This is a genomic window from Streptomyces sp. NPDC030991, from assembly GCF_055571235.1.
The window spans coordinates 12,029-33,541 of the sequence record NZ_JBVIFR010000040.1 but is presented as its reverse complement, the minus strand read 5'-3'; the positions used below and the strand labels follow the sequence as shown (position 1 = coordinate 33,541).

The window sequence follows — 21,513 nt, the reverse complement described above, 5'->3', positions numbered from 1 at the left end:
GGCTCCACACCTACAATCACCACCGCGGACACACCGCACTCGCAGGCAAACCACCCGCCAGCCGCGTCCCCAACCTCACAGGGCAATACACCTAGTTCACGATCGTGATGCGGTCCGCCTTCGGCGGCGCGATCGGGTTCGCCGCCGAGGAGTTGGCGGTCAGGTAGTCGTTGAACGCCTTCAGGTCGTCCGCGCCGACCAGCGGGTTCTTGCCCTGTCCGAGCGCCGCGAAGCCGTCGCCGCCGCCCGCGAGGAAGGAGTTCATCGCGACGCGGTAGGTGGCGGCCGGGTCGATCGCCGCGCCGTCGAGCCTGATCGAGTCGACGACGACGCGGGCCGCGCCGGTCTTCGTCATGTCGAGCGTGTACGTCAGCCCGGCCGACGGCTGGAGGATCTTCGGGGACGCCTCGTTGGAGCCGCTGACCTGCTGCTGGAGCGCCGTGATCAGCTGGGCGCCGGTGAGGTCGGCGAGGTTGACCGTGTTGCTGAAGGGCTGCACGGTGAACGCCTCGCCGTACGTCACGACCCCGTCGCCCTCGCTCCCGCTCGCCTTGAACACCAGGTCGGAGCGGACGCCGCCCGGGTTCATCAGCGCCAGCGACGCCTTCGGGTCGAGGGTCTTGGCGTGGGCCAGCTGCGCGTCCGCGATGAGGTCGCCGAGCGGCTCCTCCGGCCGGCCCGCGCCACGCCCTGCGATGTCGGCCGATATGTAACCGACGGCCTGGTTCGAGACGGGCGCGGCGAGCTTGTTCCACTTGCCGAGCAGCGCGGTCATGTCGGGCGCCTTGGGCTGGGTGCGCGTCACGACATGGTTCACCGAGACCGGCGACTTCGGAAACTCCGACGACTCCGACGCCTCCGACGACCCCGACGACTTCGACGACTTCGACGATCCCGGCGCCTTCACCGCGGTACGGACGATGTCCTTGGTGCGGCGGTCGTAGGTGAGCGTGGTGTCCGTGTAGAGCTTCCCGTAGGAGGCCGCCGACGTGACCATGCGCGGCTTGCCGGACGGGTCCGGGATCGTGCACACGTACGCGTTGTGCGTATGGCCGGTGACCAGCGCGTCGACCTTCGGCGTGATGCCCTTGGCGATGTCGACGATCGGGCCCGAGACGCCGGAGCCCGCGCCCGCGGCGTCGCAGTCGTAGTTGTACGAGGACGAGGCCGGCACCCCGCCCTCGTGGATGAGGGCGACGATCGACTTCACGCCCTGCTTGTCGAGGATCTTCGCGTACTTGTTGACGGTCTCGATCTCGTCGTGGAACTTCAGGCCCTTGACGCCGTCGGCGGACACGATGTTCGGCGTGCCCTCCAGCGTGACGCCGATGAAGCCGACCTTCACGCCCTTGTTCTTCCACACCCAGTAGGGCTTGAGGACCGGCTTGCCGGTCTTCTCGTCCGTCACGTTCGCGGCGAGGTAGGGGTAGTCCGCGCCCTTGAACGTGCGGCCGTCCTCGTAACAGCCGTCCTTGGGGTGGCAGCCGCCGTTCTGGACGCGGGCCAGTTCGGTGGCGCCCTCGTCGAACTCGTGGTTGCCGACGCCGGTCACGTCCAGGTCGAGCTTGTTCATCGCCTCGACGGTCGGCTCGTCGTGGAAGAGGCCCGACAGCAGGGGGCTCGCGCCGATCAGGTCACCGGCGGCCGCCGTCACGCTGTACGGGTGGCCCTTGCGGGCGGTGCGCAGGGACGTGGCCAGGTACTCCACGCCGCCCGCGTCGACCTGCTTCGTGGTGCCGTCGGCCTGCTTCTCCGTGACCTGCCCGGACGAGCCGGCCGGTGGCTCCAGGTTCCCGTGGAAGTCGTTGAAGGAGAGCAGCTGTACGTCCTGGTAGCGGCCCTGGCCGTGGGGTCCGCCGCCGTGGCTGCCGTGGGCGGCGCCCGCGGGCAGCGCGGCGATCAGCGCACCGGCGGTGGCGAGGGTGGCGACGGCCCCGAGCGCGGCCTTGGCACGGCGGCGGAGGGGGCGAGATCCTGGTCTGAGTTCGTGCGGCGTGGCGGGCATACGTCCCCCTGGAACCGGAATGTGGCTGCTGCTGTGACAGCCGGAAGCCTAGAGTCAACGCGCGTAGCGCAACAGGGGGTTGCCGGTTACGAGCTGGTTGCCGCCGCTCGGCCGGGGGTGCGCCGTACGCTCCTCCCCCCTGCTTACGAGCTGGTTGCCGCCGCCCGGCCGGGGGTGCGCCGTACCCTCGTCCCCATGACGACCGACCCTGCCCCCGCCAGCGATCCGGCCCTCCAGGGACGCCAGATCGACACCCTCTCCGCCCTCTCCGACGCGCAGTCCACCGCCGTGCTCGCGCTCCTTGCCGACGCCGCCCGCGCCGACGGACAGCAGGCCGTGTCGGAGCAGGGGCGGCTCCGACTGCGCGGCGGGGAGCGCGACGGCGTGCACCATCTGCTGCTCAGCTCCGGCGGGGAACTGCTCGGGTACGCGCAGCTGGAGGCGACCGACCCGGTCGAGGCGCCGGCCGCCGAGCTGGTCGTGCACCCGGCGCACCGTGGCCGCGGGCACGGGCGGGCGCTCGGCGCTGCGCTGCTGGCCGCCTCCGGGAAGCGGCTGCGGGTGTGGGCGCACGGCGGGCACGGCGCGGCGCGCCACCTCGCGCAGGTGCTCGGCCTGTCCCTGTTCCGGGAGCTGCGGCAGATGCGGCGGCCGCTGACCGGCCTGGACCTGCCCGATCCCGTACTGCCCGCGGGCGTCCGCATCCGCACCTTCGTCCCCGGTCAGGACGACGCGGCCTGGCTCGCGGTGAACGCGGCGGCGTTCTCGCACCACCCCGAGCAGGGCTCACTGACCCAGCGCGACCTGGACGACCGCAAGGCCGAGCCGTGGTTCGACCCGGCGGGGTTCTTCCTCGCGTTCAGCAAGGACGAGCTGGTCGGCTTCCACTGGACGAAGGCGCACGCCGAGGAGGGGCTCGGCGAGGTGTACGTGGTGGGGGTCGCGCCCGGCAGGCAGGGCGGCGGCCTCGGCAAGGCGCTCACCACGACGGGCCTGCGCCATCTGGCGGCGGCCGGACTGCCGACGGCGATGCTGTACGTCGACGCCGACAACAAGGCGGCGGTCAGCGTGTACGAGCGGCTGGGCTTCACGACGCACGAGACGGATCTGATGTACCGAACCGAGTCCTGAGCAACCCTGAGGAACATCGAGGGGGCGGTGTCACTTGACGCCGCCCCCTCTCTTGCATCACCCTTTCACTACTTGATTAGTGAAAGGGGGGTACGCCAGTGGCCGAGCGTGAGTACGTGATGGAGTTCCGGATCGACCGCCACAGCGGCGTCGCCACCTATCTCCAGATCGTCCATCAGACCGAGCAGGCCCTGCGCATGGGCATGCTCGAACCCGGCGACAAGCTGCCCACCGCCCGCGAGGTGGTCGAGGCGACGGCCATCAACCCGAACACCGTGCTCAAGGCGTACCGCGAGCTGGAGCGGGCGGGGCTCGTCGAGGCCCGCCGCGGGCTGGGCACGTTCGTCCGCAGATCCCTGGGATCCGCGCCGGCCGACTCGCCCCTGCGGGCGGAGCTCGACGACTGGGCGAGACGGGCGAAGGAGGCAGGGCTCGACCGCGAGGACGTGGCGGCCCTGTTCGGCAGCGCGTTGGAAGCACACTTCAGCACCACCGGCAAGGGGACAGCATGAGCACGGCCATCGAGGCGACCGGCCTCGTCAAGCGGTACGGACGGCGCGGTGCCGCCGCCCTCGACGACTGCTCGTTCCGCCTGCCCACGGGCCGGATCAGCGCTCTCGTCGGCCCCAACGGAGCGGGCAAGTCGACCCTGCTGGCGATCGCCGCCGGCCTGATGCGGCCCACCTCGGGCCGGATAGAGGTCCTGGGCGGCGCCCCCGGCGAACACCGCGCGAAGGTCGCCTACCTCTCCCAGGACAAGCCCCTGCACCCCCAGCTGTCCATCGCCGACACGCTGCGCATGGGCGCCGAGCTGAACCCCGGCCGCTGGGACGCGGCCTACGCGGCGAAGATCGTCGAGCAGGGCGCCCTCGACCCGAAGTCCCGGGTCCGCTCGCTCTCCGGCGGCCAGCGCACCCGTGTCGCCCTCGCCCTGGCCCTCGGCAAGCGGCCCGAGCTGATGCTGCTCGACGAGCCGATGGCCGACCTCGACCCGCTCGCCCGGCACGAGCTCATGGGCACCCTGATGGCCGACGCCGCCGAGCACGGCACGACCGTGCTGGTCTCCTCGCACATCGTGGCCGAGCTGGCCGACGCCTGCGACCACCTGCTGCTCCTGGGCGGCGGCCGGGTCCGGCTCGGCGGCAGCATCGACGACCTCGTCGGCGCGCACAGCCTGGTCACCGGGCGCGGCGACCTGACCGGTCATACGGTCGTCGAGTCCCGCGCCTCGGGCCGCGGCATCACCGCGCTGATCCGCCGCGACGGGGCGCTGGGCGACGGCTGGCAGGTCCAGGAACCCTCCCTGGAGGAGCTGCTCCTGGCCCACCTGCGCTCCCCCGACGCCCCGCCCCTGCTCACCCCGGGCACCACCGCCCGCACGACCGGCCGGGCGGTGTCCGCATGAGCACGCCGACCCTGCGCGCGCCCGCGCCCCGCACCGAGGTCCGGCGCACCCTCCCGGGCCCGGACGGCCTGGTGTGGACGGTGCTGCGACTGCACCGCGGCGCCCTGTACGTCTGGGGGGCGTACGTCGCGATCAGCGCCGCCCTGCTGCTGTGGCTGTGGGGGCCGGGAGCGTCCGCCGCGCAGAAGGCGTTCGACAGGTTCGGCTACTCCGGAGCCCAGGAGAACGGCTGGAACGGCCGGTCCGTCTACTTCCCGTTGCTGGGCCGCTCCTTCGACTCCCTCTTCTACGAGCCGCAGACCTTGACCCGGATCGCCGCGATCGCCATCGCCGTCTTCGCGGCGGGCCCGCTGATCGGGCGTGAACTGGAGTCGGGGACCGTGCGGCTGGCGTGGACCCAGTCGGTGTCGCCCACCCGCTGGCTCGCCACCAAGCTGGCCGTGCCCGCGCTGCTCGTCACCGTCGGCACCGGCCTCGTCGTCCTCCTGTACCGCGGGGTGTGGGACGCCCACAACCACCTCCTGATCGCCGGTATCGGACCGCGCGCCTTCGCCTTCTCGGTGGGCCCGGCGACCGTGGCCGACGCGCTGTTCGGCCTGGCGCTCGGCGTCCTCGCCGCGCTGGTGCTGCGCCGCACGCTGCCCGCGATCGCCGTGGCCGGCGTCGGCCAGTACCTGGTCGGCGCGGTCCGCGGCAACTCCTGGCCCTTCCAGGGGACTTACCAGCAGCCCGAGCTCCCGGTCCACAGCAAGGCCCTCACCTCCGGCGGCGCCGAGGTCCGCGACCCCGGCTGCTACCAGGACCTGAAGTGCCTCGACCAGCACCACATCACCGGCTTCACCCGGCACTACCTGCCCTCCCCCGACTACTGGCCCCGCCAGCTCGCCGAGACCGGCATCCTGCTCGGCCTCACCGCACTCGCCGTCGTCGCCGCGTTCCTGGTGCTGCGCCGGTACCAGCCCCGCCGCGCCGCGGGCATCACGAAGGGGGACTCCGCGTGAGCACCGCACTCGCCCGCCCCACGGGCCTCACCTGGACGGTGCTGCGCCTGCACCGGGTCGCCCTGTGGCTGTGGATCGCGTACGTCGCCCTGGCGACGGTCGTACTGCTGTGGCTGTGGGGACCGGGGACGAGCGGGCTCGACCTCGCCGGGGGCTGCGCCGCCGACAGCATGAGCGCCTGCGAAGCGACCGGCTCCACCGCGACGCTGTACCACCGCTCGCTCGCCCTCGTCGATTTCTCCCTGTCCGTCGTGCCCCTGTGCGCCGCAGTGTTCACCGGCGGCATCCTCATCGGCCGCGAACTGGAGAGCGGCACGGCCCGGTTGGCGTGGACCCAGTCCGTCTCCCCGGCCCGCTGGCTGACCGCCAAGCTCGCGGTGCCCGCGCTCTTCCTCACGGCCGGCACCGGTCTGCTGGCCCTCCTGCGGCGCGCGGTCGTCGCGGCCGCGCCCGCTCTCAGCGACAACCTCTGGTACGCGGGCGGGTCCTTCGGCGTCCTGGGGACGACCGTCGTCGCACTGCCCCTGCTGGGCCTGGCGGGCGGCGCGCTCGTGGCCCTCCTCCAGCGCAGGACGCTGCCCGCGGCGGGCTTCGCCGCCCTGTTGATACTGCTGCTGTCGGAGTGCCTCAGCGCGCTGCGCCCGCACCTGTGGGCCACCCGCTCCGTCGTCGGCTCGGTCGAGCAGGGCTACCGGGGGTTCACCGGCGAGCTGATCGGCGAAGGAGCGCTCACGTCCACGGGCGCGCACATCTCCGATCCGCTGTGCGTCGACAATCAGCAGTGTCTGGCCGACCACGACATCGTCGGCTTCTACCGGGAGTTCCACCCCGCCTCGTACTTCTGGCCGCTCCAGCTGGTCGAGACGGGAATCGTGCTGGCGCTCGCCGCCGGCCTCACGTTCCTCGCGTTCCGCGTCCTGAAGAAGCGAGTCGCCTCATGACCGCCCCCGCCCTCCGTCCCCGCCCGGCCGCACGGCTGTGGGCCGCCCCGCGTCTGCACCGCGTCGTCCAGTGGGCGGGATCGGGATACGCGTTTCTCACCGGCGGCCCCCTCCTGGGGCCGGGCGGCCCGGGGAAGGGCGCCCGATCCGCGGAGCCACCCGCCCATAGCCCGTACGTCATGTCGCCGTAACCGGCGATTCAGAAGGGCTTGCGAGGCTCGCGGGATGCAGCCCCCCGCGTCCGAACCGTCGAAGGCCCCGCCGGAGCCGGAGCCGGGGCCCGCCCCCCAGGGCCGGCTCCGTCTCGCGCCCGCGGTCTCCGATCTGCCCAGCGCGCCCAAGACGGCCCCCACGCGGAAGAATGGGGCCATGAGTCAGCCGAACGCCGCACAGGACCCGACCGCGACCGCTGCGGCCCCCGTGGCCCCGCAGCCCCAGCCGTCCGTGGGCTCGCTCGCCGCGCACCGCCCCCAGCCGGTGGCGGGCGGTGAGTACGACCGGGCGGCCGCGAAGCTCGCCGGGATCGTGGCCGACATCGACGCGGACCCCGACGACTACGAGGCCGAGTACGCGTACCAGGCGGACGCGGAGCTGCCGCAGGGCCGCTTCCTGGACCGCGAGCGCAGCTGGCTGGCGTTCAACGAGCGGGTCCTGGAGCTGGCCGAGGACCCGAGCACCCCGCTCCTGGAACGGGCCAACTTCCTGGCGATCTTCGCCTCGAACCTCGACGAGTTCTTCATGGTCCGCGTGGCAGGACTCAAGCGGCGCATCGCGACCGGCGTGGCCACCCGCTCGGCCTCCGGGCTCCAGCCCCGGGAGGTCCTGGAGCTGATCTGGAACCGTTCCCGCGAGCTCATGGCCCGGCACGCCGCCTGCTACCAGGACGAGGTCGCCCCGTCACTGGCCGACGAGGGCGTCCACGTGGTGCGCTGGAACGAGCTGACCGAGAAGGAACAGGCCCGGCTCTACACCCTGTTCATGCAGCAGATCTTCCCGGTGCTGACGCCGCTGGCCGTCGACCCCGCGCACCCGTTCCCGTACATCTCGGGGCTCTCCCTCAACCTCGCGGTGGTCGTCAGCAACCCCGTCTCCGGCCACCGCCACTTCGCCCGCGTCAAGGTCCCGCCCCTGCTCTCCCGCTTCCTGGAGGCCGCCCCGCAGCGCTACGTCCCCATCGAGGACGTCATCTCCGCGCCCCGGCACCTGGGCGAGCTGTTCCCCGGCATGACGATCGAGGAGCACCACATGTTCCGCGTCACGCGGAACGAGGACCTGGAGGTCGAGGAGGACGACACCGAGAACCTCCTCAAGGCGCTGGAGAAGGAGCTGATGCGGCGCCGCTTCGGGCCGCCGGTGCGCCTTGAGGTCGAGGAGACCATCGACTCCGAGGTACTCAGCCTGCTCGTGAGGGAGTTGAAGGTCAGCGAGGCCGAGGTGTACCCGCTGCCGGGCCCCCTGGACCTGACGGGCCTCTTCTCGATCGCGGGTCTGGACCGGCCCGAGCTGAAGTACCCGAAGTTCGTCGCGGGTACCCACCGCGACCTCGCCGAGGTCGAGTCGGCCTCGGCGCCCGACGTCTTCGCCGCCCTGCGCACCCACGACGTCCTGCTGCACCACCCGTACGACAGCTTCTCCACCTCCGTCCAGGCCTTCCTGGAGCAGGCGGCCAACGACCCGGACGTCCTCGCCATCAAGCAGACGCTGTACCGGACGTCGGGCGACTCCCCGATCGTGGACGCGCTGATAGACGCGGCCGAGTCCGGCAAGCAGGTCCTCGTCCTGGTGGAGATCAAGGCGCGCTTCGACGAGCAGGCCAACATCAAGTGGGCGCGGAAGCTGGAGGAGTCCGGCTGCCATGTCGTCTACGGGCTCGTCGGCCTGAAGACGCACTGCAAGCTCTCCCTCGTCGTGCGCCAGGAGGGCGACCAGCTCGTCCGCTACTCGCACGTCGGCACCGGCAACTACCACCCCAAGACGGCCCGCCTCTACGAGGACCTGGGCCTGCTGACGGCCAACCAGGAAGTCGGCGCCGACCTCTCCGACCTCTTCAACCGGCTCTCCGGCTACTCGCGCCGCGAGACCTACCGCCGCCTGCTCGTCGCCCCCAAGTCCCTGCGTACGGGGCTGATCACGCGGATCGAGAAGGAGGTACAGCACCACCGTGCGGGCCGCCCCGCGTACGTCCGCGTCAAGGTCAACTCGATGGTCGACGAGGCCATCATCGACGCCCTGTACCGGGCGTCACAGGCAGGCGTGCAGGTGGACGTGTGGGTGCGCGGGATCTGCGCGGTCCGGCCCGGCGTCACGGGCCTGTCCGAGAACATCCGGGTCCGCTCGGTCCTCGGCCGCTTCCTGGAGCACTCCCGCGTCTTCGCCTTCGGCAACGGCGGCGAGCCGGAGGTGTGGATCGGCAGCGCCGACATGATGCACCGCAACCTCGACCGCCGCATAGAGGCCCTGGTCCGCGTCGAGGACCCGGCCCACCGCGCGGCCCTCAGCCGGCTGCTCGAAACGGGGATGTCCGACAGCACCGCCTCCTGGCGCCTGGGCCCGGACGGCAACTGGACCCGGTTCGCGACGGACAGTCAGGACCCCGCCGGGCGGCCGCTGCGCAACGTACAGGAGATGCTCATAGACGCCCGGAGGCGCCGGCGTGGCACAGCGACACCTTGAACCCGGTCCGGCCCGCACCGCGGACTCCGTCCTCGCCTGCTACCTGCGGGCGCAGGCGACCGAGTTCCTGCGCGCGCTGCGGCAGCACCGCGAGAGCGGCACGGCCGAGGAGACGGCGGGTGCGGCCCGCGCCCTGCGCCGCGCCGCCCGCCGCATCAGCGGCACGCTGCACACGTTCCGCCCGCTCCTCGACGCCGACTGGTCGGACGGGCTCCGCCCCGAACTGGCGTGGCTGTCGGGCACGCTGGCGCAGGAGCACGCGTACGCGGACCGGCTGCGACGGCTGAACGAGGCGCTGCACCGGCTCACCGCCGTACACGGCCGAGCCCAGCCGCCGGCGCCGCGGGCGGAGCGGGCGGCGCCCCCCGCGCGGGAGACCCTCACCCTCGGCGCGGCCAAGGCGGCGGCCCTGCTGGACCGCCAGCTGACCCTCGCCAAGACGCGCGCCCACAGCACCGCGCTGGGCGCCCTCGGCTCGTCCCGGTTCCACGCGGTGGCGGACAGCGTCGCCGTACTCGCCAGCGAGGTCCCGCTGCGCGGCGCGGACCCGGAGCTGACGGATCTCGCCGCGGCGGCCGGGGCCCGGCTCGCCGAGGCGGTCGCCGCCCTGCACCACACCGGGCACCCCTACAACCCGGACGCCGACACGCCCTGGCACCACGTACGCCTGCTGCTGCGCCTGCACCGGTACGCCCAGGAGGTCACCGTCGACGGCCTCCCCGGCGGCGTACGCGGGCACGAGAACGAGGCGGCGCACGCCCTGAACACGCACCGGGACGCCGCCGAGGCGGCCGGCGCGGCGGCGCACGCGGCCCGCACCCCGCGCATCGCCCCGGCGACGGCGTACGCCCTGGGCGTGCTCCACGCCGATCAGCGCCACGAGGTGGAAGCCGCCAGGACCGCGTTCCGGCAGGCATGGCGACGGGAGGCGGTGGGAACTCCGTGACCGTGCATCACGACGAGACGAACACGATCCGCGCGGCGGGCTGCGTCCTGTGGCGCCGCTCGGTGCTCGACGACGGCCTGGAACTCTGCCTCGTCCACCGGCCCAAGTACGACGACTGGTCGCACCCGAAGGGCAAGCTGAAGCGCGGGGAGAGCGCGCTGGGCGGCGCCCTGCGCGAGGTACGGGAGGAAACCGGCCAGGAGTGCGTCCCCGGGGCCACGCTGCCCACGGTGCGTTACCTCGTGGGCGGCCGGCCCAAGACGGTCGAGTACTGGGCGGCGGAGGCCACGTCGGGCACGTTCACGCCGAACGACGAGGTCGACCGCGTCCTGTGGCTCCCGCCGGCGACGGCCCGCGACCGGCTGACGCAGGTCCGCGACCGCAAGCTCGTCGACGCCCTTCTCGCCGCCCTGCACACGACCTGACGTAATCACTCCGTTACCTAACCGCACCGCCCGCTTAGGTTCACCCTCCGTTCACTCACGGCCATCGGTCGCTTCACCTGTTCTGCCTAATTTCAGCCGTAGACGGTGAGCCCCCGCGACAGCGGGCCTCCCCACCGTCCGAAGACAGGCTTGGAAACATCCGCAGACTCCGCACGCCGCCGCAGACGTACAAGAGGCCGGCGGCTCCTGGAAGGAACATCCGAAGGTGAAGCTTCAGCGCAAGAACCGGCTCCGCGCCCTCTCTCTCGGCGCTCTCGCCGTCTCCGGCGCCCTGGCCCTCACGGCGTGCGGCTCCGACGACACCAGCGGCGCGGGCAGCGGTTCCAGCTCGACGGCCAAGGCCGGCAACATCAAGTGCGACGACGCCAAGGGCCAGCTCCTGGGCAGCGGCTCCTCGGCCCAGGCCAACGCGATCGACGCCTGGCGCCAGGCGTACTCGGGGGCCTGCTCGGGCGTGCAGATCAACTACAAGCCCGACGGTTCGGGCGCGGGCGTCACCGCGTTCAACGAGGGCCAGGTCGCCTTCGCCGGTTCCGACTCCGCGCTCAAGCCGGAAGAGGTCACCGCCTCGAAGAAGGTCTGCAAGTCCGGCCAGGGCATCGACCTCCCGATGGTCGGCGGCCCGATCGCCGTCGCCTACAACGTCTCGGGCGTCGACAACCTCGTCCTGGACGCGCCGACCCTCGCCAAGATCTTCGACTCGAAGATCACGAAGTGGAACGACCAGGCGATCGCGAAGCTCAACCCCGGCGCGAAGCTGCCGTCCACCAAGATCCAGGCGTACCACCGCTCCGACGAGTCCGGCACCACGGACAACTTCACCAAGTACCTCAAGGCCACCGCCGCGAGCGACTGGAAGTACGAGGGCGGCAAGGCCTGGCAGGCCAAGGGCGGCCAGTCCGCGCAGGGCTCCTCCGGCCTGGCCCAGCAGGTCAAGCAGACCGACGGCGCCATCTCCTACTTCGAGCTGTCCTACGCCAAGGACGGTGTGAAGACCGTCGCCATCGACACGGGCGCCTCCGCCCCCGTCAAGGCCAGCACGGAGAACGCCTCCAAGGCGATCGCCGACGCCAAGATCATCGGCACCGGCAAGGACCTCGCCCTGGAGCTGAACTACGCGACCAAGGCCGACGGCGCCTACCCGATCACCCTGGTCACGTACGAGATCGTCTGCGACAAGGGCAACAAGGCGGACACCCTGGCCGCCACCAAGTCCTTCCTGACCTACACGGCCTCCGAAGAGGGCCAGGCGGCCCTCGCCGAGCTCGGCTACGCCCCGATCCCCACGGAGATCAACGCCAAGGTCCGCGAGACCGTCGCCGGCATCAGCTGACCCGCGTGCGGGCCGGCCGGGCCACTCGGGCCCGGCCGGCCCGCACCGTCCGGTGCACCGCCGCCAGAGGTCCCCGCCCCGAACCGCGTACGCGACGAGGGACTTCGCAGACCGGAGAATTCATGGACATCGTCACGCAATCATCCGCGCCACCCGCGCCCGCCGATCGCCCGACACCGGCCCAGCAGAAGCGCACCGCCCGCGGCGCCACCCGCCCCGGTGACCGGATCTTCCTCGGTCTCTCGCGCGGCTCGGGCATCCTGCTCCTGGTGATCATGGCCGCGATCGCGGTCTTCCTTGCCTACCGCGCCTCGCTGGTCCTCTCCAAGAACGAGGGCGACTTCCTCACCACCTTCGAGTGGAACGCGACCGCGACCCCGCCCGTCTTCGGCATCGCCGTCCTCGCCTTCGGCACGATCGTCACCTCGGTCATCGCCATGCTGATCGCGGTCCCCGTCGCCGTCGGCATCGCGCTCTTCCTCACGCACTACGCGCCGAAGAAGCTCAGCGGCCTCATCGCCTACGTCGTCGACCTGCTGGCCGCCGTGCCGTCCATCGTGTACGGCCTGTGGGGCGCCCTCTTCCTGGTGCCGCACATGACCGGCGTGTTCAGCTGGCTCGACGACTACTTCGGCTGGACCGGCATCTTCTCCTGGCAGGGCGGCGCCCCCCGCACCCTGCTCACCGTCGGCCTCCTGCTGGCCATCATGATCCTGCCGATCATCACCAACGTCTCCCGCGAGGTCTTCCGGCAGGCCCCCCTGATGCACCAGGAGGCGGCCCTCGCGCTCGGCGCCACCCGCTGGGAGGTCATCCGCATGTCGGTGATCCCCTTCGGCCGCTCCGGAGTGATCTCCGCGTCGATGCTCGGCCTCGGCCGCGCGCTCGGCGAGACGATGGCCGTCGCCACGGTCCTCTCCCCCGACTTCCTGATCCACGCCAGCCTGCTCGACCCCGGCGGCGGCACCTTCGCGCAGAACATCGCCGCGAAGTTCTCCGAGGCCAACGACCAGGGCCGGGACGCCCTCATCGCCTCCGGCCTCGTCCTCTTCGTCATCACCCTGCTGGTCAACGGCGCGGCCCGCATGATCATCGCCCGCCGCAAGGAGTACTCGGGGGCCAACGCATGAGCCACGCCACAGCGCCCGCCCCGGCGCCCGCGAAGCACCCCTCCTCCCTCAGCGCCGCGCGCCTGCCCCGCTGGTCCCCCTGGGCCATCGCGCTGGGCTCGGTCGCCGCGGGCTGCGCGATCGGCCTCGGCGCCGGTCTGGACAGCCAGATCCAGTGGGGGCTGCTCGCGGCCCTGCTCTTCGTCCTCGTCACCTACGGGCTCGCCGCCAAGGTCGAGGGCAAGCGCCAGGCCAAGGACAGGACCGCGACCAGCGTCGTCTGGGTCGCCTTCCTCCTGGCCGTGATCCCGCTCGCCTCCCTCGTCTACGAGACGGTCAAGCGCGGGGTGACGGTCCTCGACCCGTACTTCCTCTCCCACTCGATGGGCTTCGTCACCGCCTACCAGCCCGGCGGCGGCATCTACCACGCGATCCTCGGCACCCTGGAACAGGTCGGCCTCGCCACCCTGATCTCGGTCCCGATCGGCCTGCTGACGGCGATCTACCTGGTGGAGTACGGCCGCGGCAGGCTGGCGAAGGCCGTCACGTTCTTCGTCGACGTCATGACGGGCATCCCGTCGATCGTGGCGGGCCTGTTCGTCCTGTCCTTCTGGATCCTGATCCTCGGCTTCGGCTTCTCCGGCTTCGCCGGCTCGATGGCCCTGTCCATCCTGATGCTGCCGGTCGTGGTCCGCTCCACCGAGGAGATGCTCAAGCTCGTCCCGAACGAGCTGCGCGAGGCCGCCCTCGCCCTCGGCGTCCCGAAGTGGCGCACCATCCTCAAGGTCGTCCTGCCGACCTCGCTCGGCGGCATCACGACCGGCGTGATGCTGGCGGTCGCCCGCATCGCGGGCGAGACGGCCCCGGTGCTGCTGCTGGTCTTCGGCAACCCGCTGATCAACGGCAACCCGTTCGAGGGCCCGCAGGCATCGCTGCCGCTCTACATCTACCAGCAGTACGCGAGCAGCGGCGGCAACCAGCCGGCCCTCGACCGTGCCTGGGCCGCGGCCCTGGTCCTCATCGCCTTCATCATGATCCTCAACCTCGTGGCCCGCGGCGTCGCCCGCTGGAAGGCCCCGACGTCCGGTCGCTGACGCGGCCCTACGTAGCGACGCAACCGGAAGTGAACTGAACCCATGGCCAAGCGAATCGACGTCAGCGGACTCACCGCCTACTACGGATCCCACAAGGCGATCGAAGACATCTCGATGACGGTCGAGCCGCGCTCGGTGACGGCCTTCATCGGCCCCTCCGGCTGCGGCAAGTCGACCTTCCTGCGCACCCTCAACCGGATGCACGAGGTCACCCCCGGCGGCCGCGTCGAGGGCAAGGTGCTCCTCGACGACGAGGACCTGTACGGCACGCACATCGACCCGGTCGCCGTGCGCCGCACCGTCGGCATGGTCTTCCAGCGCCCCAACCCCTTCCCCACCATGTCGATCTTCGACAACGTGGCGGCGGGCCTGAAGCTCAACGGCCAGTACAAGAAGTCCGAGCTGAGCGACGTCGTGGAGAAGTCCCTCAAGGGCGCCAACCTCTGGAACGAGGTCAAGGACCGCCTCAACAAGCCCGGCTCGGGTCTCTCCGGCGGTCAGCAGCAGCGCCTGTGCATCGCCCGCGCCATCGCGGTCGAGCCCGACGTGCTGCTGATGGACGAGCCCTGCTCGGCGCTCGACCCGATCTCCACCCTCGCCATCGAGGACCTGATCGGCGAGCTGAAGGAGCGCTTCACGATCGTCATCGTGACGCACAACATGCAGCAGGCGGCCCGTGTCTCGGACCGCACCGCGTTCTTCAACCTCTCGGCGGTCGGCCAGCCCGGCAAGCTCGTGGAGATCGACGAGACGGAACGCATCTTCTCCAACCCCTCGGTCCAGGCGACGGAGGACTACATCTCCGGCCGCTTCGGCTGATCACCCCGACTCCTCGTGGCGCTGCATGGCGGTGCCGCCACGAGGCCGGAGAGCCCGCCCCGGGAGGGGCGGGCTCTCTTCTCACGTCGCCGGGGTGATCAGCGCCGCCCAGGGGCGCGGGGAACCGCGCGCCCAGCCACGACGAAAGCCGCGGACGCGACTGCTCATGTCACGAGCAGTCGCGTCCGCGGCTTGTAGTGGGTTCCGCGCGGTTACCCGCGCCCCTGAGCGGGGCCTAGCCGAACGCCAGCCAGACGATGCCGTAACTGGCCGCAGCGACAAGCGCCGCGGCCGGCATCGTGATGAACCATCCGACCACGATGTTTTTGGCAACGCCCCAACGAACGGCGTTGACCCGCTTCGTGGCGCCCACGCCCATGATCGCCGAGGTGATGACGTGCGTGGTCGAGATCGGCGCGTGGAAGAGGAACGCCGACCCGAACATGATCGAGGCCCCCGTCGTCTCCGCGGCGAACCCCTGCGGCGGGTCCAGCTCGATGATCTTGCGGCCGAGCGTGCGCATGATCCGCCAGCCACCGGCATACGTGCCGAGCGACAGCATCACGGCGCAGACGATCTTGACCCAGACCGGGATCGGGTCCTCGAACGTCTCGTGGCCGCCGATGACGAGCGCCATGACGACGATGCCCATGGTCTTCTGCGCGTCCTGGAGGCCGTGCCCGAGCGCCATGCCCGCCGCCGAGACGGTCTGCGCGATGCGGAATCCGCGCTTGGCCTTGTGCGGGTTGGAGCGCCGGAACAGCCACATGATGAGCGTCATCACGAGGTAACCGACGACGAGACCGATCACCGGCGACGTGAACATCGGGATGACGATCTTGTCGAGCACCCCGGACCAGTAGACGGTCGTACCCCCGGCCATCGCCGCGCCGACCATGCCGCCGAACAAGGCGTGCGAGGACGACGAGGGCAGCCCGAAGTACCAGGTGACGAGGTTCCACACGATCGCCCCGGCCAGCGCCGAGAAGAGGATGCCCATCCCCTTCTGCCCCTCAGGGGTGGCGATGATGCCTTCGCTGACCGTCTTGGCGACCCCGCTGCCCAGGAAGGCACCGGCGAGGTTCATCACCGCGGCCATGGCGAGCGCCGCGCGGGGCGTCAGCGCACGGGTGGAGACGGATGTGGCGATGGCGTTCGCGGAGTCGTGAAAACCGTTCGTGTACGTGAATCCGAGCGCGACGCCGATCGTCACGATCAGGGTGAAGGTGTCCATGAGCCGGCCTCAGGACTCCTTCACGGCGATGGTCTCCACCGTGTTGGCCACGTGCTCGAAGGCGTCAGCCGCCTCTTCCAGCACATCGACGATCTGCTTCAGCTTCAGCACTTCCATGGCGTCGTACTTGCCGTTGAAGAGCTGGGCCAGCAGCTTGCGGTGGACCTGGTCGGCCTGGTTCTCGAGCCGGTTGACCTCGATCCAGTACTCGGTGAGGTTCGACATCGTGCGCAGGTTCGGCATCGCCTCGGCGGTCAGCTCGGCCGCCCGGGCAAGGACCTCGACCTGCTGCTCCACACCCTTGGGAAGCTCCTCGACCTGGTAGAGGACGACCAGGTCGACGGCCTCCTCCATGAAGTCCATGATGTCGTCGAGGGACGACGCGAGGTTGTAGATGTCCTCGCGGTCGAACGGCGTGATGAACGAGGAGTTCAGTTGGTGGAAGATCGCGTGGGTGGCGTCGTCACCGGCGTGTTCCGCTGCCCGCATCCGCTCCGCGATCTCGGCCCGGGCGGAGGAATCCGCGCCGAGCAGTTCCATCAGGAGCTTCGAGCCCGTGACGATGTTGTCCGCTGACGCGGCGAACATGTCGTAGAAGCTCGTCTCCCTGGGGGTCAGACGAAAGCGCACGTGGGGTCCTCGGGGTGCTCTGGATTCGGTCAGGCTGATGCTAGGCGCATCATCCGGCCACGGCTAACCGGCGTTCCCCCAGTGTCGCCCATCGGGCACAGTGATCAGCACTGGGTCCCGCGAACCGGCCGGACCCGCCGAAAGTTCGGTACCATATACCCACTGGGGGTATATGGATCCACCACGGGAGGTCGGACACGATGACCACGGACGCGAGCCAGACGACGGCCCCCGCCGCACCGACGCCGACGGCCGACGAGATCGTGACCGACCACGACCGCGGCATCCACGGCTACCACCACCAGAAGGACGAGCACCTCAAGCGCCTGCGCCGCATCGAGGGCCAGATCCGCGGCCTCCAGCGGATGGTCGAGGAAGACGTCTACTGCATCGACATACTCACGCAGGTCTCCGCCTCCACCAAGGGGCTCCAGTCCTTCGCCCTCCAGCTCCTGGAGGAGCACCTGCGGCACTGCGTCGCCGACGCGGCGGTCAAGGGCGGCGCCGAGATCGACGCCAAGGTCGAGGAGGCCACGAAGGCGATCGCGCGGCTGCTGCGCACCTGAGGAACGCCTCGGGCGGGGACCGGGCCCGGGGTCTCTCAGCTCAGGCTCGGTCCTCGCCGTTCGGGCCGCCGGGCAGCGCCTCGGCGACTCGCAGCACCTCGTCGATCCGGTCCACGCCCAGCCGCCCCTCGGGGACGGCGGACGCCGCGATGATCAACTCACCGCACAACTCGATCTCGGCGAGGGCGACGTGGTCCTGAACCGCCGTACCTACGGGAGCCACGCTCATCACCTCTTCCAGCCATCGTCGGTCGACTTCCCAGGGTAGGGAGCGCCCCGCGGACCGCGCATGGCACGGAAGAACCATTTCCGGCCCCGACAGGCCCCTATTTCCGGTTCTTCTCGGCGACCTCGCCCGCGAAGATGTCCTTCTTGCGCGGCAGCCGGACGCTCGCGGGCTCCCCGAACCCGAACAGCAGGGTCGTCGACGCCACCGCGATGTCCTTCTTCTCCTGCGTGTTGACGAAGCTGAACCGGTGCCGCATCTTGCGGATGAGCCCTTCGCCGTCGAGGTACACGTCGAACGGCACCGGCCCCTTGCGGAACCCTTTCGCCGCCGCGGCGATGGCGCCCCGGCTCCCCGCGGACGCGGCCCTGGCGGCGGCGGCGAGATCGACGGCCCCCCGGTAGTGCCGGGTCGGTACGCCCGCGATGTCGCTCTCGCCCTCGTACGTCACCTTGCGTGCGCCGCGCAGCAGTTCGGCCGCGACGAGCGGATCGGTGGCACCGCCCGTGACCAGGTTGCCGTCCGACAGCGACGCGGTCTCGACCCGCACCCACTTGTCGGCGGGCACGCCCGCACCCCGGTTCTTCATGAAGAGGGCGCCGGGGGCGAGGAGTTCGGTGATGGGCCGGTGCTCCTGCGCGCCGGCCGCGTCCTGCGGCAGCCGCACCTTCAGCTCCCCGAGCCCCTTGCGGTAGTCGTAGACGCCCGCGCCCCGGATGGTGACCCGGGTACCGCCGCTGGCCATCTCCATCGACGTACGCGCCCCGGAGCTGCCCTCGCGGACCAGCCGGTCGGCCGCCCGGCGCACGGCCTGGGCCGGATCCGCGTCCCCGTCGCCCGCCTCGGCTCCGCCGCCGCATCCGGCGGCACACGCCATGAGGGCCGCCGCGGCCACGGCCGCCGCCGCTCTGTCCGTCGGGCGCCTGTGCTGCACCACCATCGCTTGTCTACCCCCAAGCCCGTCCGTGCGTATGCGGCCCCGCTATGCCCGGTTAACGACGAGTAGGGACGCCCGTCACGCGAACGGGGAGTTCACGTCCGCCCGCTACCGTGACCCGGTGGCACAACAGCAGCACGAGCACGCGACGACGGTCACGGAACAGGGGCGGTTCTGTCTCGCCCGGTGCACCTGCGGCTGGCGCGGCCCCGCGAGAAGAGCGCGCAGCAGGGCCCGTACCGACGCGGAGGACCATGTGCGGGACCTGTGACGGGCAGGCGGCACAGAGGCCCCGGGGGAACCCACCGCTCCCGGGACTCGTCTCGTAACCGTGGAAGCATCCGGTGGCCGAGGGAGACACGGCATGCAGCGGCGTACGTTCATATCGGCCTCGGCGGCCGCGCTCACCGCGGGCGTGACGGCCGCCTGCACCACCGGCGACGGAGCATCGTCGCCCCCCGCGTCGCCGGGCTTGTCGTCGGGCTCGTCGTCGGCCGCGGTCCGCTCCACCGGCGCGAGCGCCTCCACGACGGTCCGCGCGGCGGCGAACCTGACCGCCCTGGCCAGGGACCTCGACGGCACCCTGGCCCGCCCCGGCCAGTCGGCGTGGAGCGCCGCGAGCCGGCTCTACAACACCCGCTTCGACGACCTGCGGCCGACGGCCGTCGCCTACGTCGCCGGCCCCGACGACCTGCGGACGACCCTCGCGTACGCCCGCGCCCGCCGCATACCCGTCGCGATACGCAACGGCGGCCACTCCTACGCCGGCTGGTCCTCCGGCAACGGACGGCTCGTCCTCGACGTGTCCCGCATGAAGACGGTCCGCGTCTCCGGCGGCGGGGCCGTGGTCGGCGCGGGCGCCAAACTCATCGACGTCTACCGCGCGCTCGCCGCCAAGGGCGTCACCATCCCGGCGGGCTCCTGCCCGACGGTCGGCATCTCCGGCCTCACCCTCGGCGGCGGCCACGGAGTGGTCTCCCGGGCCTACGGCCTGACCTGCGACAGCCTGACCCAGGCCACGCTGATCACGGCGGACGGCAAGGAGCTGACCGCCGACTCCTCGACCAACAAGGACCTGTTCTGGGCGCTGCGCGGCGCGGGCAACGGACAGTTCGGCGTGGTGACCGAGCTCCGCTTCAAGACCCACCCCGCGCCGCAGGGCGTCTCCGCGTACATGACGTGGCCCTGGTCGAAGGCGGCGACGGTCCTCAAGGCGTGGCAGAAGTGGGGCCCGGACCAGCCCGACGAGATCTGGTCGTCGCTGCACGTGGCGAACGCCGCGGGCGGCCGCCCCACCATCTCGGTCGCGGCCTTCTCCCTCGGCACCTACACCGAACTCCAGAACGCGGTCGACCGGCTCGCCGACGGCCCCGGCGGCCCCGGCCCGGCCACCTCGGTGTCGCTCAAGCGCCGCTCGTACGAGGAGTCGATGGAGGTGTACGCAGGCTGCTCGGCGTTCTCCTCCGACGCCCAGTGCCATCTGCCGGGCGCCACCCCCGGCCGCTCCCCGCAGGGCGCCCTGCAACGCGAGACGTACGCGGCGCACTCGGACTTCTTCGACCGCTCGCTCTCGGACGCGGGCGTACGGACCCTGCTGAAGCAGCTGGAAGCGGTGACGGCGGGCGCGGGCTCGGTGGCGTTCACGGCGCTCGGCGGCGCGATCAACCGGGTCGACCCGACGGCCACGGCGTTCGTCCACCGCCGCTCGCGGATGCTCGCCCAGTACATCGTGTCGTGGCAGGCCGGCACCGCCGGGACAGCGGCCCGCGACTGGCTGAAAAAGGCCCACACCGCGATGGGCCCGTACGCGTCGGGAGCGGCGTACCAGAACTACACGGATGCGACCCTGACGGGCTGGAAGCGGGCCTACTACGGTGACGCGGCCGACCGTCTGACGAAGGTGAAGCGCCAGTACGACCCGTCGGGCTTCTTCAGCTTCCCGCAGTCGCTGTAGCCGCCCGGATGGGCCACCCGCCGCTCCCCCGGGTGGCCCGGAGCCCGGGGCGGGGGTGCGCTGGACCCATGAACACTCCCCGAATAGTCGCGGCCACCGCCGCCACCGCGGTCGTCCTCGCTCTGGGCGCCACCACGGCCGCCGTCCTGGACGACGGATCGGCCCACGCCGAGGCGGGCCCCCTCACGGCGCTGTCCGCCACCCTCGCCCTGGCCGCGGGCGCCACCGGCCTCGCCCTGCTCCGCGGCGGCGGAGGGAACGGCGAGGACCACGACGACAGAGCCTAGGCGGCCAGATCCCGCTCGGTGGCGGAGTCCGACGAACCCCTGGCCTCGGGGAGCTCCACCGCACCCGGAGCCGCGGTCGCGGCGCCGGGCGACCACACCAGCCACGCCACACGGGAGCGACCGACCGACCTGGCCACCGGCGTGAGCAGCGCCGACGCGAGCGGCGAGAGGAGCAGCGCGGCGGCGGTGCCGAGCGCGAACCCGCCGATGACGTCGGTCGGGTAGTGCACGCCCATGAAGACCCGGCAGAACCCTTCGAGCACGGCGAGGGCGATCCCGGCGAGGCCGAGCCTGCGGTTGGCGACGAAGAGCGCGGCGCCCATGGCCATCGCGAGCGTCGCGTGGTCGCTGACGAACGAGAAGTCGTTCTTGCCGTCCACCAGGACCGTGAGCCCGTCGTGGTCCTTGAAGGGCCGTGGCCGCTCGACGAAGGACCGGATCGGCACGTTGACCAGGACCGCGACGGCCGCGGCGAGCGGCGCCCACACCACGGCGGCGACCGAGGAGGCGGCGTCGTCGAGAGCGCCCCGCTTGCGCGCCCCCCACCAGCACCACACCACCACGAGCACGAGCCCGAGCAGGATCCCGTACTCGCCGACGAACTCCATGGCCCGGTCGAACCAGCCCGGGGTGTCGTGCGTCAGCCCGTTGATGTCGTAGAGCAGCGAGACGTCAGGGTTTGATCCGGAACTCTCGAGCGCCTCGAGTCCAGCCATGGTTCAACGGCCCCTTCGTCTTCAGCCACCCCCGTGGTCTTTTTTCCGGTTCAGCAAAAG

22 protein-coding genes are annotated in these 21,513 nt (G+C 71.3%); 16 read left to right on the top strand and 6 right to left on the bottom strand.

The annotated features are described in order from the left end of the window. Positions 1-91: 91 nt before the first annotated feature. A complete protein-coding gene (locus ACZ45E_RS38640; RefSeq protein WP_468230878.1) occupies positions 92-2,005 on the bottom strand; it encodes a bifunctional metallophosphatase/5'-nucleotidase in 1,914 nt (637 codons plus the stop codon). Between the two features lie 195 nt (positions 2,006-2,200). Here ACZ45E_RS38640 and mshD point away from each other — a divergent pair, with 195 nt between their 5' ends. The 12 genes from mshD (at position 2,201) to pstB (ending at position 14,903) form a co-directional block, all read left to right on the top strand. After that, on the top strand, positions 2,201-3,136 hold the full coding sequence (mshD, locus tag ACZ45E_RS38635) for a mycothiol synthase (RefSeq protein WP_468230876.1): 936 nt from the start codon (positions 2,201-2,203) through the stop codon (positions 3,134-3,136). Positions 3,137-3,252: 116 nt separating this feature from the next. Next, a complete protein-coding gene (locus ACZ45E_RS38630) occupies positions 3,253-3,648 on the top strand; it encodes a GntR family transcriptional regulator (RefSeq protein ID WP_468230885.1) in 396 nt (131 codons plus the stop codon). Next, positions 3,645-4,541 (top strand): ABC transporter ATP-binding protein, encoded by an 897-nt coding sequence (locus ACZ45E_RS38625; protein WP_468230874.1) that lies wholly within the window; start codon positions 3,645-3,647, stop codon positions 4,539-4,541. The genes ACZ45E_RS38630 and ACZ45E_RS38625 overlap by 4 nt, the downstream gene beginning before the upstream one ends. Further along, positions 4,538-5,542, top strand: coding sequence for a hypothetical protein (locus ACZ45E_RS38620; RefSeq protein ID WP_468230871.1), 1,005 nt, complete (start codon positions 4,538-4,540; stop codon positions 5,540-5,542). Before ACZ45E_RS38625 ends, ACZ45E_RS38620 begins: the two co-directional genes overlap by 4 nt. Next, positions 5,539-6,483, top strand: a complete 945-nt coding sequence (locus tag ACZ45E_RS38615; protein ID WP_468230868.1) for an ABC transporter permease — start codon at positions 5,539-5,541, stop codon at positions 6,481-6,483. The genes ACZ45E_RS38620 and ACZ45E_RS38615 overlap by 4 nt, the downstream gene beginning before the upstream one ends. A gap of 225 nt (positions 6,484-6,708) precedes the next feature. Next, entirely contained in the window at positions 6,709-9,156 is a 2,448-nt protein-coding gene (locus ACZ45E_RS38610) for an RNA degradosome polyphosphate kinase (RefSeq protein ID WP_468230865.1), read from the top strand. Then, positions 9,137-10,102 carry a CHAD domain-containing protein gene (locus tag ACZ45E_RS38605; protein WP_468230863.1) on the top strand — a complete coding sequence of 322 codons (966 nt, stop codon included), beginning with the start codon at positions 9,137-9,139 and terminating at the stop codon, positions 10,100-10,102. Before ACZ45E_RS38610 ends, ACZ45E_RS38605 begins: the two co-directional genes overlap by 20 nt. After that, complete coding sequence (locus ACZ45E_RS38600) at positions 10,072-10,527, top strand: NUDIX hydrolase (RefSeq protein ID WP_468230860.1); 456 nt, start codon at positions 10,072-10,074, stop codon at positions 10,525-10,527. Before ACZ45E_RS38605 ends, ACZ45E_RS38600 begins: the two co-directional genes overlap by 31 nt. 226 nt (positions 10,528-10,753) lie before the next feature. Next, positions 10,754-11,881: a phosphate ABC transporter substrate-binding protein PstS gene (gene pstS, locus ACZ45E_RS38595; RefSeq protein WP_468230857.1), complete on the top strand. Its 1,128-nt coding sequence runs from the start codon at positions 10,754-10,756 to the stop codon at positions 11,879-11,881. A 122-nt stretch (positions 11,882-12,003) separates the two neighbouring features. Next, positions 12,004-13,011, top strand: coding sequence for a phosphate ABC transporter permease subunit PstC (gene pstC / locus ACZ45E_RS38590; protein WP_468230854.1), 1,008 nt, complete (start codon positions 12,004-12,006; stop codon positions 13,009-13,011). Beyond that, positions 13,008-14,084: a phosphate ABC transporter permease PstA gene (pstA, locus tag ACZ45E_RS38585; RefSeq protein WP_468230851.1), complete on the top strand. Its 1,077-nt coding sequence runs from the start codon at positions 13,008-13,010 to the stop codon at positions 14,082-14,084. Before pstC ends, pstA begins: the two co-directional genes overlap by 4 nt. A 42-nt stretch (positions 14,085-14,126) precedes the next feature. Beyond that, positions 14,127-14,903 (top strand): phosphate ABC transporter ATP-binding protein PstB, encoded by a 777-nt coding sequence (pstB, locus tag ACZ45E_RS38580; RefSeq protein WP_468230848.1) that lies wholly within the window; start codon positions 14,127-14,129, stop codon positions 14,901-14,903. 235 nt (positions 14,904-15,138) lie between these two features. On the opposite strand, the gene ACZ45E_RS38575 is transcribed toward pstB, so the two are convergent. After that, on the bottom strand, positions 15,139-16,137 hold the full coding sequence (locus ACZ45E_RS38575; protein ID WP_468230845.1) for an inorganic phosphate transporter: 999 nt from the start codon (positions 16,135-16,137) through the stop codon (positions 15,139-15,141). A 9-nt stretch (positions 16,138-16,146) separates the two neighbouring features. Then, positions 16,147-16,767 carry a DUF47 domain-containing protein gene (locus ACZ45E_RS38570; RefSeq protein ID WP_468230842.1) on the bottom strand — a complete coding sequence of 207 codons (621 nt, stop codon included), beginning with the start codon at positions 16,765-16,767 and terminating at the stop codon, positions 16,147-16,149. 200 nt (positions 16,768-16,967) lie between these two features. On the opposite strand from ACZ45E_RS38570, the gene ACZ45E_RS38565 reads away from it, so the two are divergent. After that, complete coding sequence (locus ACZ45E_RS38565; RefSeq protein ID WP_468230841.1) at positions 16,968-17,333, top strand: metal-sensitive transcriptional regulator; 366 nt, start codon at positions 16,968-16,970, stop codon at positions 17,331-17,333. 40 nt (positions 17,334-17,373) lie between these two features. On the opposite strand, the gene ACZ45E_RS38560 is transcribed toward ACZ45E_RS38565, so the two are convergent. Together ACZ45E_RS38560 and ACZ45E_RS38555 are read right to left on the bottom strand one after the other, a co-directional pair. Continuing rightward, a complete protein-coding gene (locus tag ACZ45E_RS38560; RefSeq protein WP_468230839.1) occupies positions 17,374-17,562 on the bottom strand; it encodes a hypothetical protein in 189 nt (62 codons plus the stop codon). A 97-nt stretch (positions 17,563-17,659) separates the two neighbouring features. Next, positions 17,660-18,499 (bottom strand): SCO4651 family lipoprotein, encoded by an 840-nt coding sequence (locus ACZ45E_RS38555; protein WP_468230837.1) that lies wholly within the window; start codon positions 18,497-18,499, stop codon positions 17,660-17,662. A gap of 118 nt (positions 18,500-18,617) precedes the next feature. Between ACZ45E_RS38555 and ACZ45E_RS38550 the strand changes: the two genes are divergently transcribed. The 3 genes from ACZ45E_RS38550 (at position 18,618) to ACZ45E_RS38540 (ending at position 20,737) form a co-directional block, all read left to right on the top strand. After that, positions 18,618-18,767 (top strand): hypothetical protein, encoded by a 150-nt coding sequence (locus tag ACZ45E_RS38550; protein WP_468230835.1) that lies wholly within the window; start codon positions 18,618-18,620, stop codon positions 18,765-18,767. A 93-nt stretch (positions 18,768-18,860) separates the two neighbouring features. Next, a complete protein-coding gene (locus ACZ45E_RS38545) occupies positions 18,861-20,450 on the top strand; it encodes an FAD-binding oxidoreductase (protein WP_468230832.1) in 1,590 nt (529 codons plus the stop codon). Between the two features lie 68 nt (positions 20,451-20,518). Further along, positions 20,519-20,737 carry a hypothetical protein gene (locus ACZ45E_RS38540; RefSeq protein WP_468230829.1) on the top strand — a complete coding sequence of 73 codons (219 nt, stop codon included), beginning with the start codon at positions 20,519-20,521 and terminating at the stop codon, positions 20,735-20,737. Here ACZ45E_RS38540 and ACZ45E_RS38535 read toward each other — a convergent pair. Next, positions 20,734-21,453: a phosphatase PAP2 family protein gene (locus ACZ45E_RS38535; protein WP_468230827.1), complete on the bottom strand. Its 720-nt coding sequence runs from the start codon at positions 21,451-21,453 to the stop codon at positions 20,734-20,736. The genes ACZ45E_RS38540 and ACZ45E_RS38535 overlap by 4 nt on opposite strands. Positions 21,454-21,513: the final 60 nt, after the last annotated feature.

Coding starts and splice junctions, on each gene's coding strand:
- mshD (WP_468230876.1), top strand. CDS start 2,201: ATGACGACCGACCCTGCCCCCGCCAGCGATCCGGCCCTCCAGGGACGC.
- ACZ45E_RS38545 (WP_468230832.1), top strand. CDS start 18,861: ATGCAGCGGCGTACGTTCATATCGGCCTCGGCGGCCGCGCTCACCGCG.
- ACZ45E_RS38610 (WP_468230865.1), top strand. CDS start 6,709: ATGCAGCCCCCCGCGTCCGAACCGTCGAAGGCCCCGCCGGAGCCGGAG.
- pstB (WP_468230848.1), top strand. CDS start 14,127: ATGGCCAAGCGAATCGACGTCAGCGGACTCACCGCCTACTACGGATCC.
- ACZ45E_RS38555 (WP_468230837.1), bottom strand. CDS start 18,499: ATGGTGGTGCAGCACAGGCGCCCGACGGACAGAGCGGCGGCGGCCGTG.
- ACZ45E_RS38560 (WP_468230839.1), bottom strand. CDS start 17,562: ATGAGCGTGGCTCCCGTAGGTACGGCGGTTCAGGACCACGTCGCCCTC.
- ACZ45E_RS38575 (WP_468230845.1), bottom strand. CDS start 16,137: ATGGACACCTTCACCCTGATCGTGACGATCGGCGTCGCGCTCGGATTC.
- ACZ45E_RS38535 (WP_468230827.1), bottom strand. CDS start 21,453: ATGGCTGGACTCGAGGCGCTCGAGAGTTCCGGATCAAACCCTGACGTC.
- ACZ45E_RS38540 (WP_468230829.1), top strand. CDS start 20,519: ATGAACACTCCCCGAATAGTCGCGGCCACCGCCGCCACCGCGGTCGTC.
- ACZ45E_RS38565 (WP_468230841.1), top strand. CDS start 16,968: ATGACCACGGACGCGAGCCAGACGACGGCCCCCGCCGCACCGACGCCG.
- pstC (WP_468230854.1), top strand. CDS start 12,004: ATGGACATCGTCACGCAATCATCCGCGCCACCCGCGCCCGCCGATCGC.
- ACZ45E_RS38640 (WP_468230878.1), bottom strand. CDS start 2,005: ATGCCCGCCACGCCGCACGAACTCAGACCAGGATCTCGCCCCCTCCGC.
- ACZ45E_RS38600 (WP_468230860.1), top strand. CDS start 10,072: ATGGCGACGGGAGGCGGTGGGAACTCCGTGACCGTGCATCACGACGAG.
- ACZ45E_RS38620 (WP_468230871.1), top strand. CDS start 4,538: ATGAGCACGCCGACCCTGCGCGCGCCCGCGCCCCGCACCGAGGTCCGG.
- ACZ45E_RS38625 (WP_468230874.1), top strand. CDS start 3,645: ATGAGCACGGCCATCGAGGCGACCGGCCTCGTCAAGCGGTACGGACGG.
- pstA (WP_468230851.1), top strand. CDS start 13,008: ATGAGCCACGCCACAGCGCCCGCCCCGGCGCCCGCGAAGCACCCCTCC.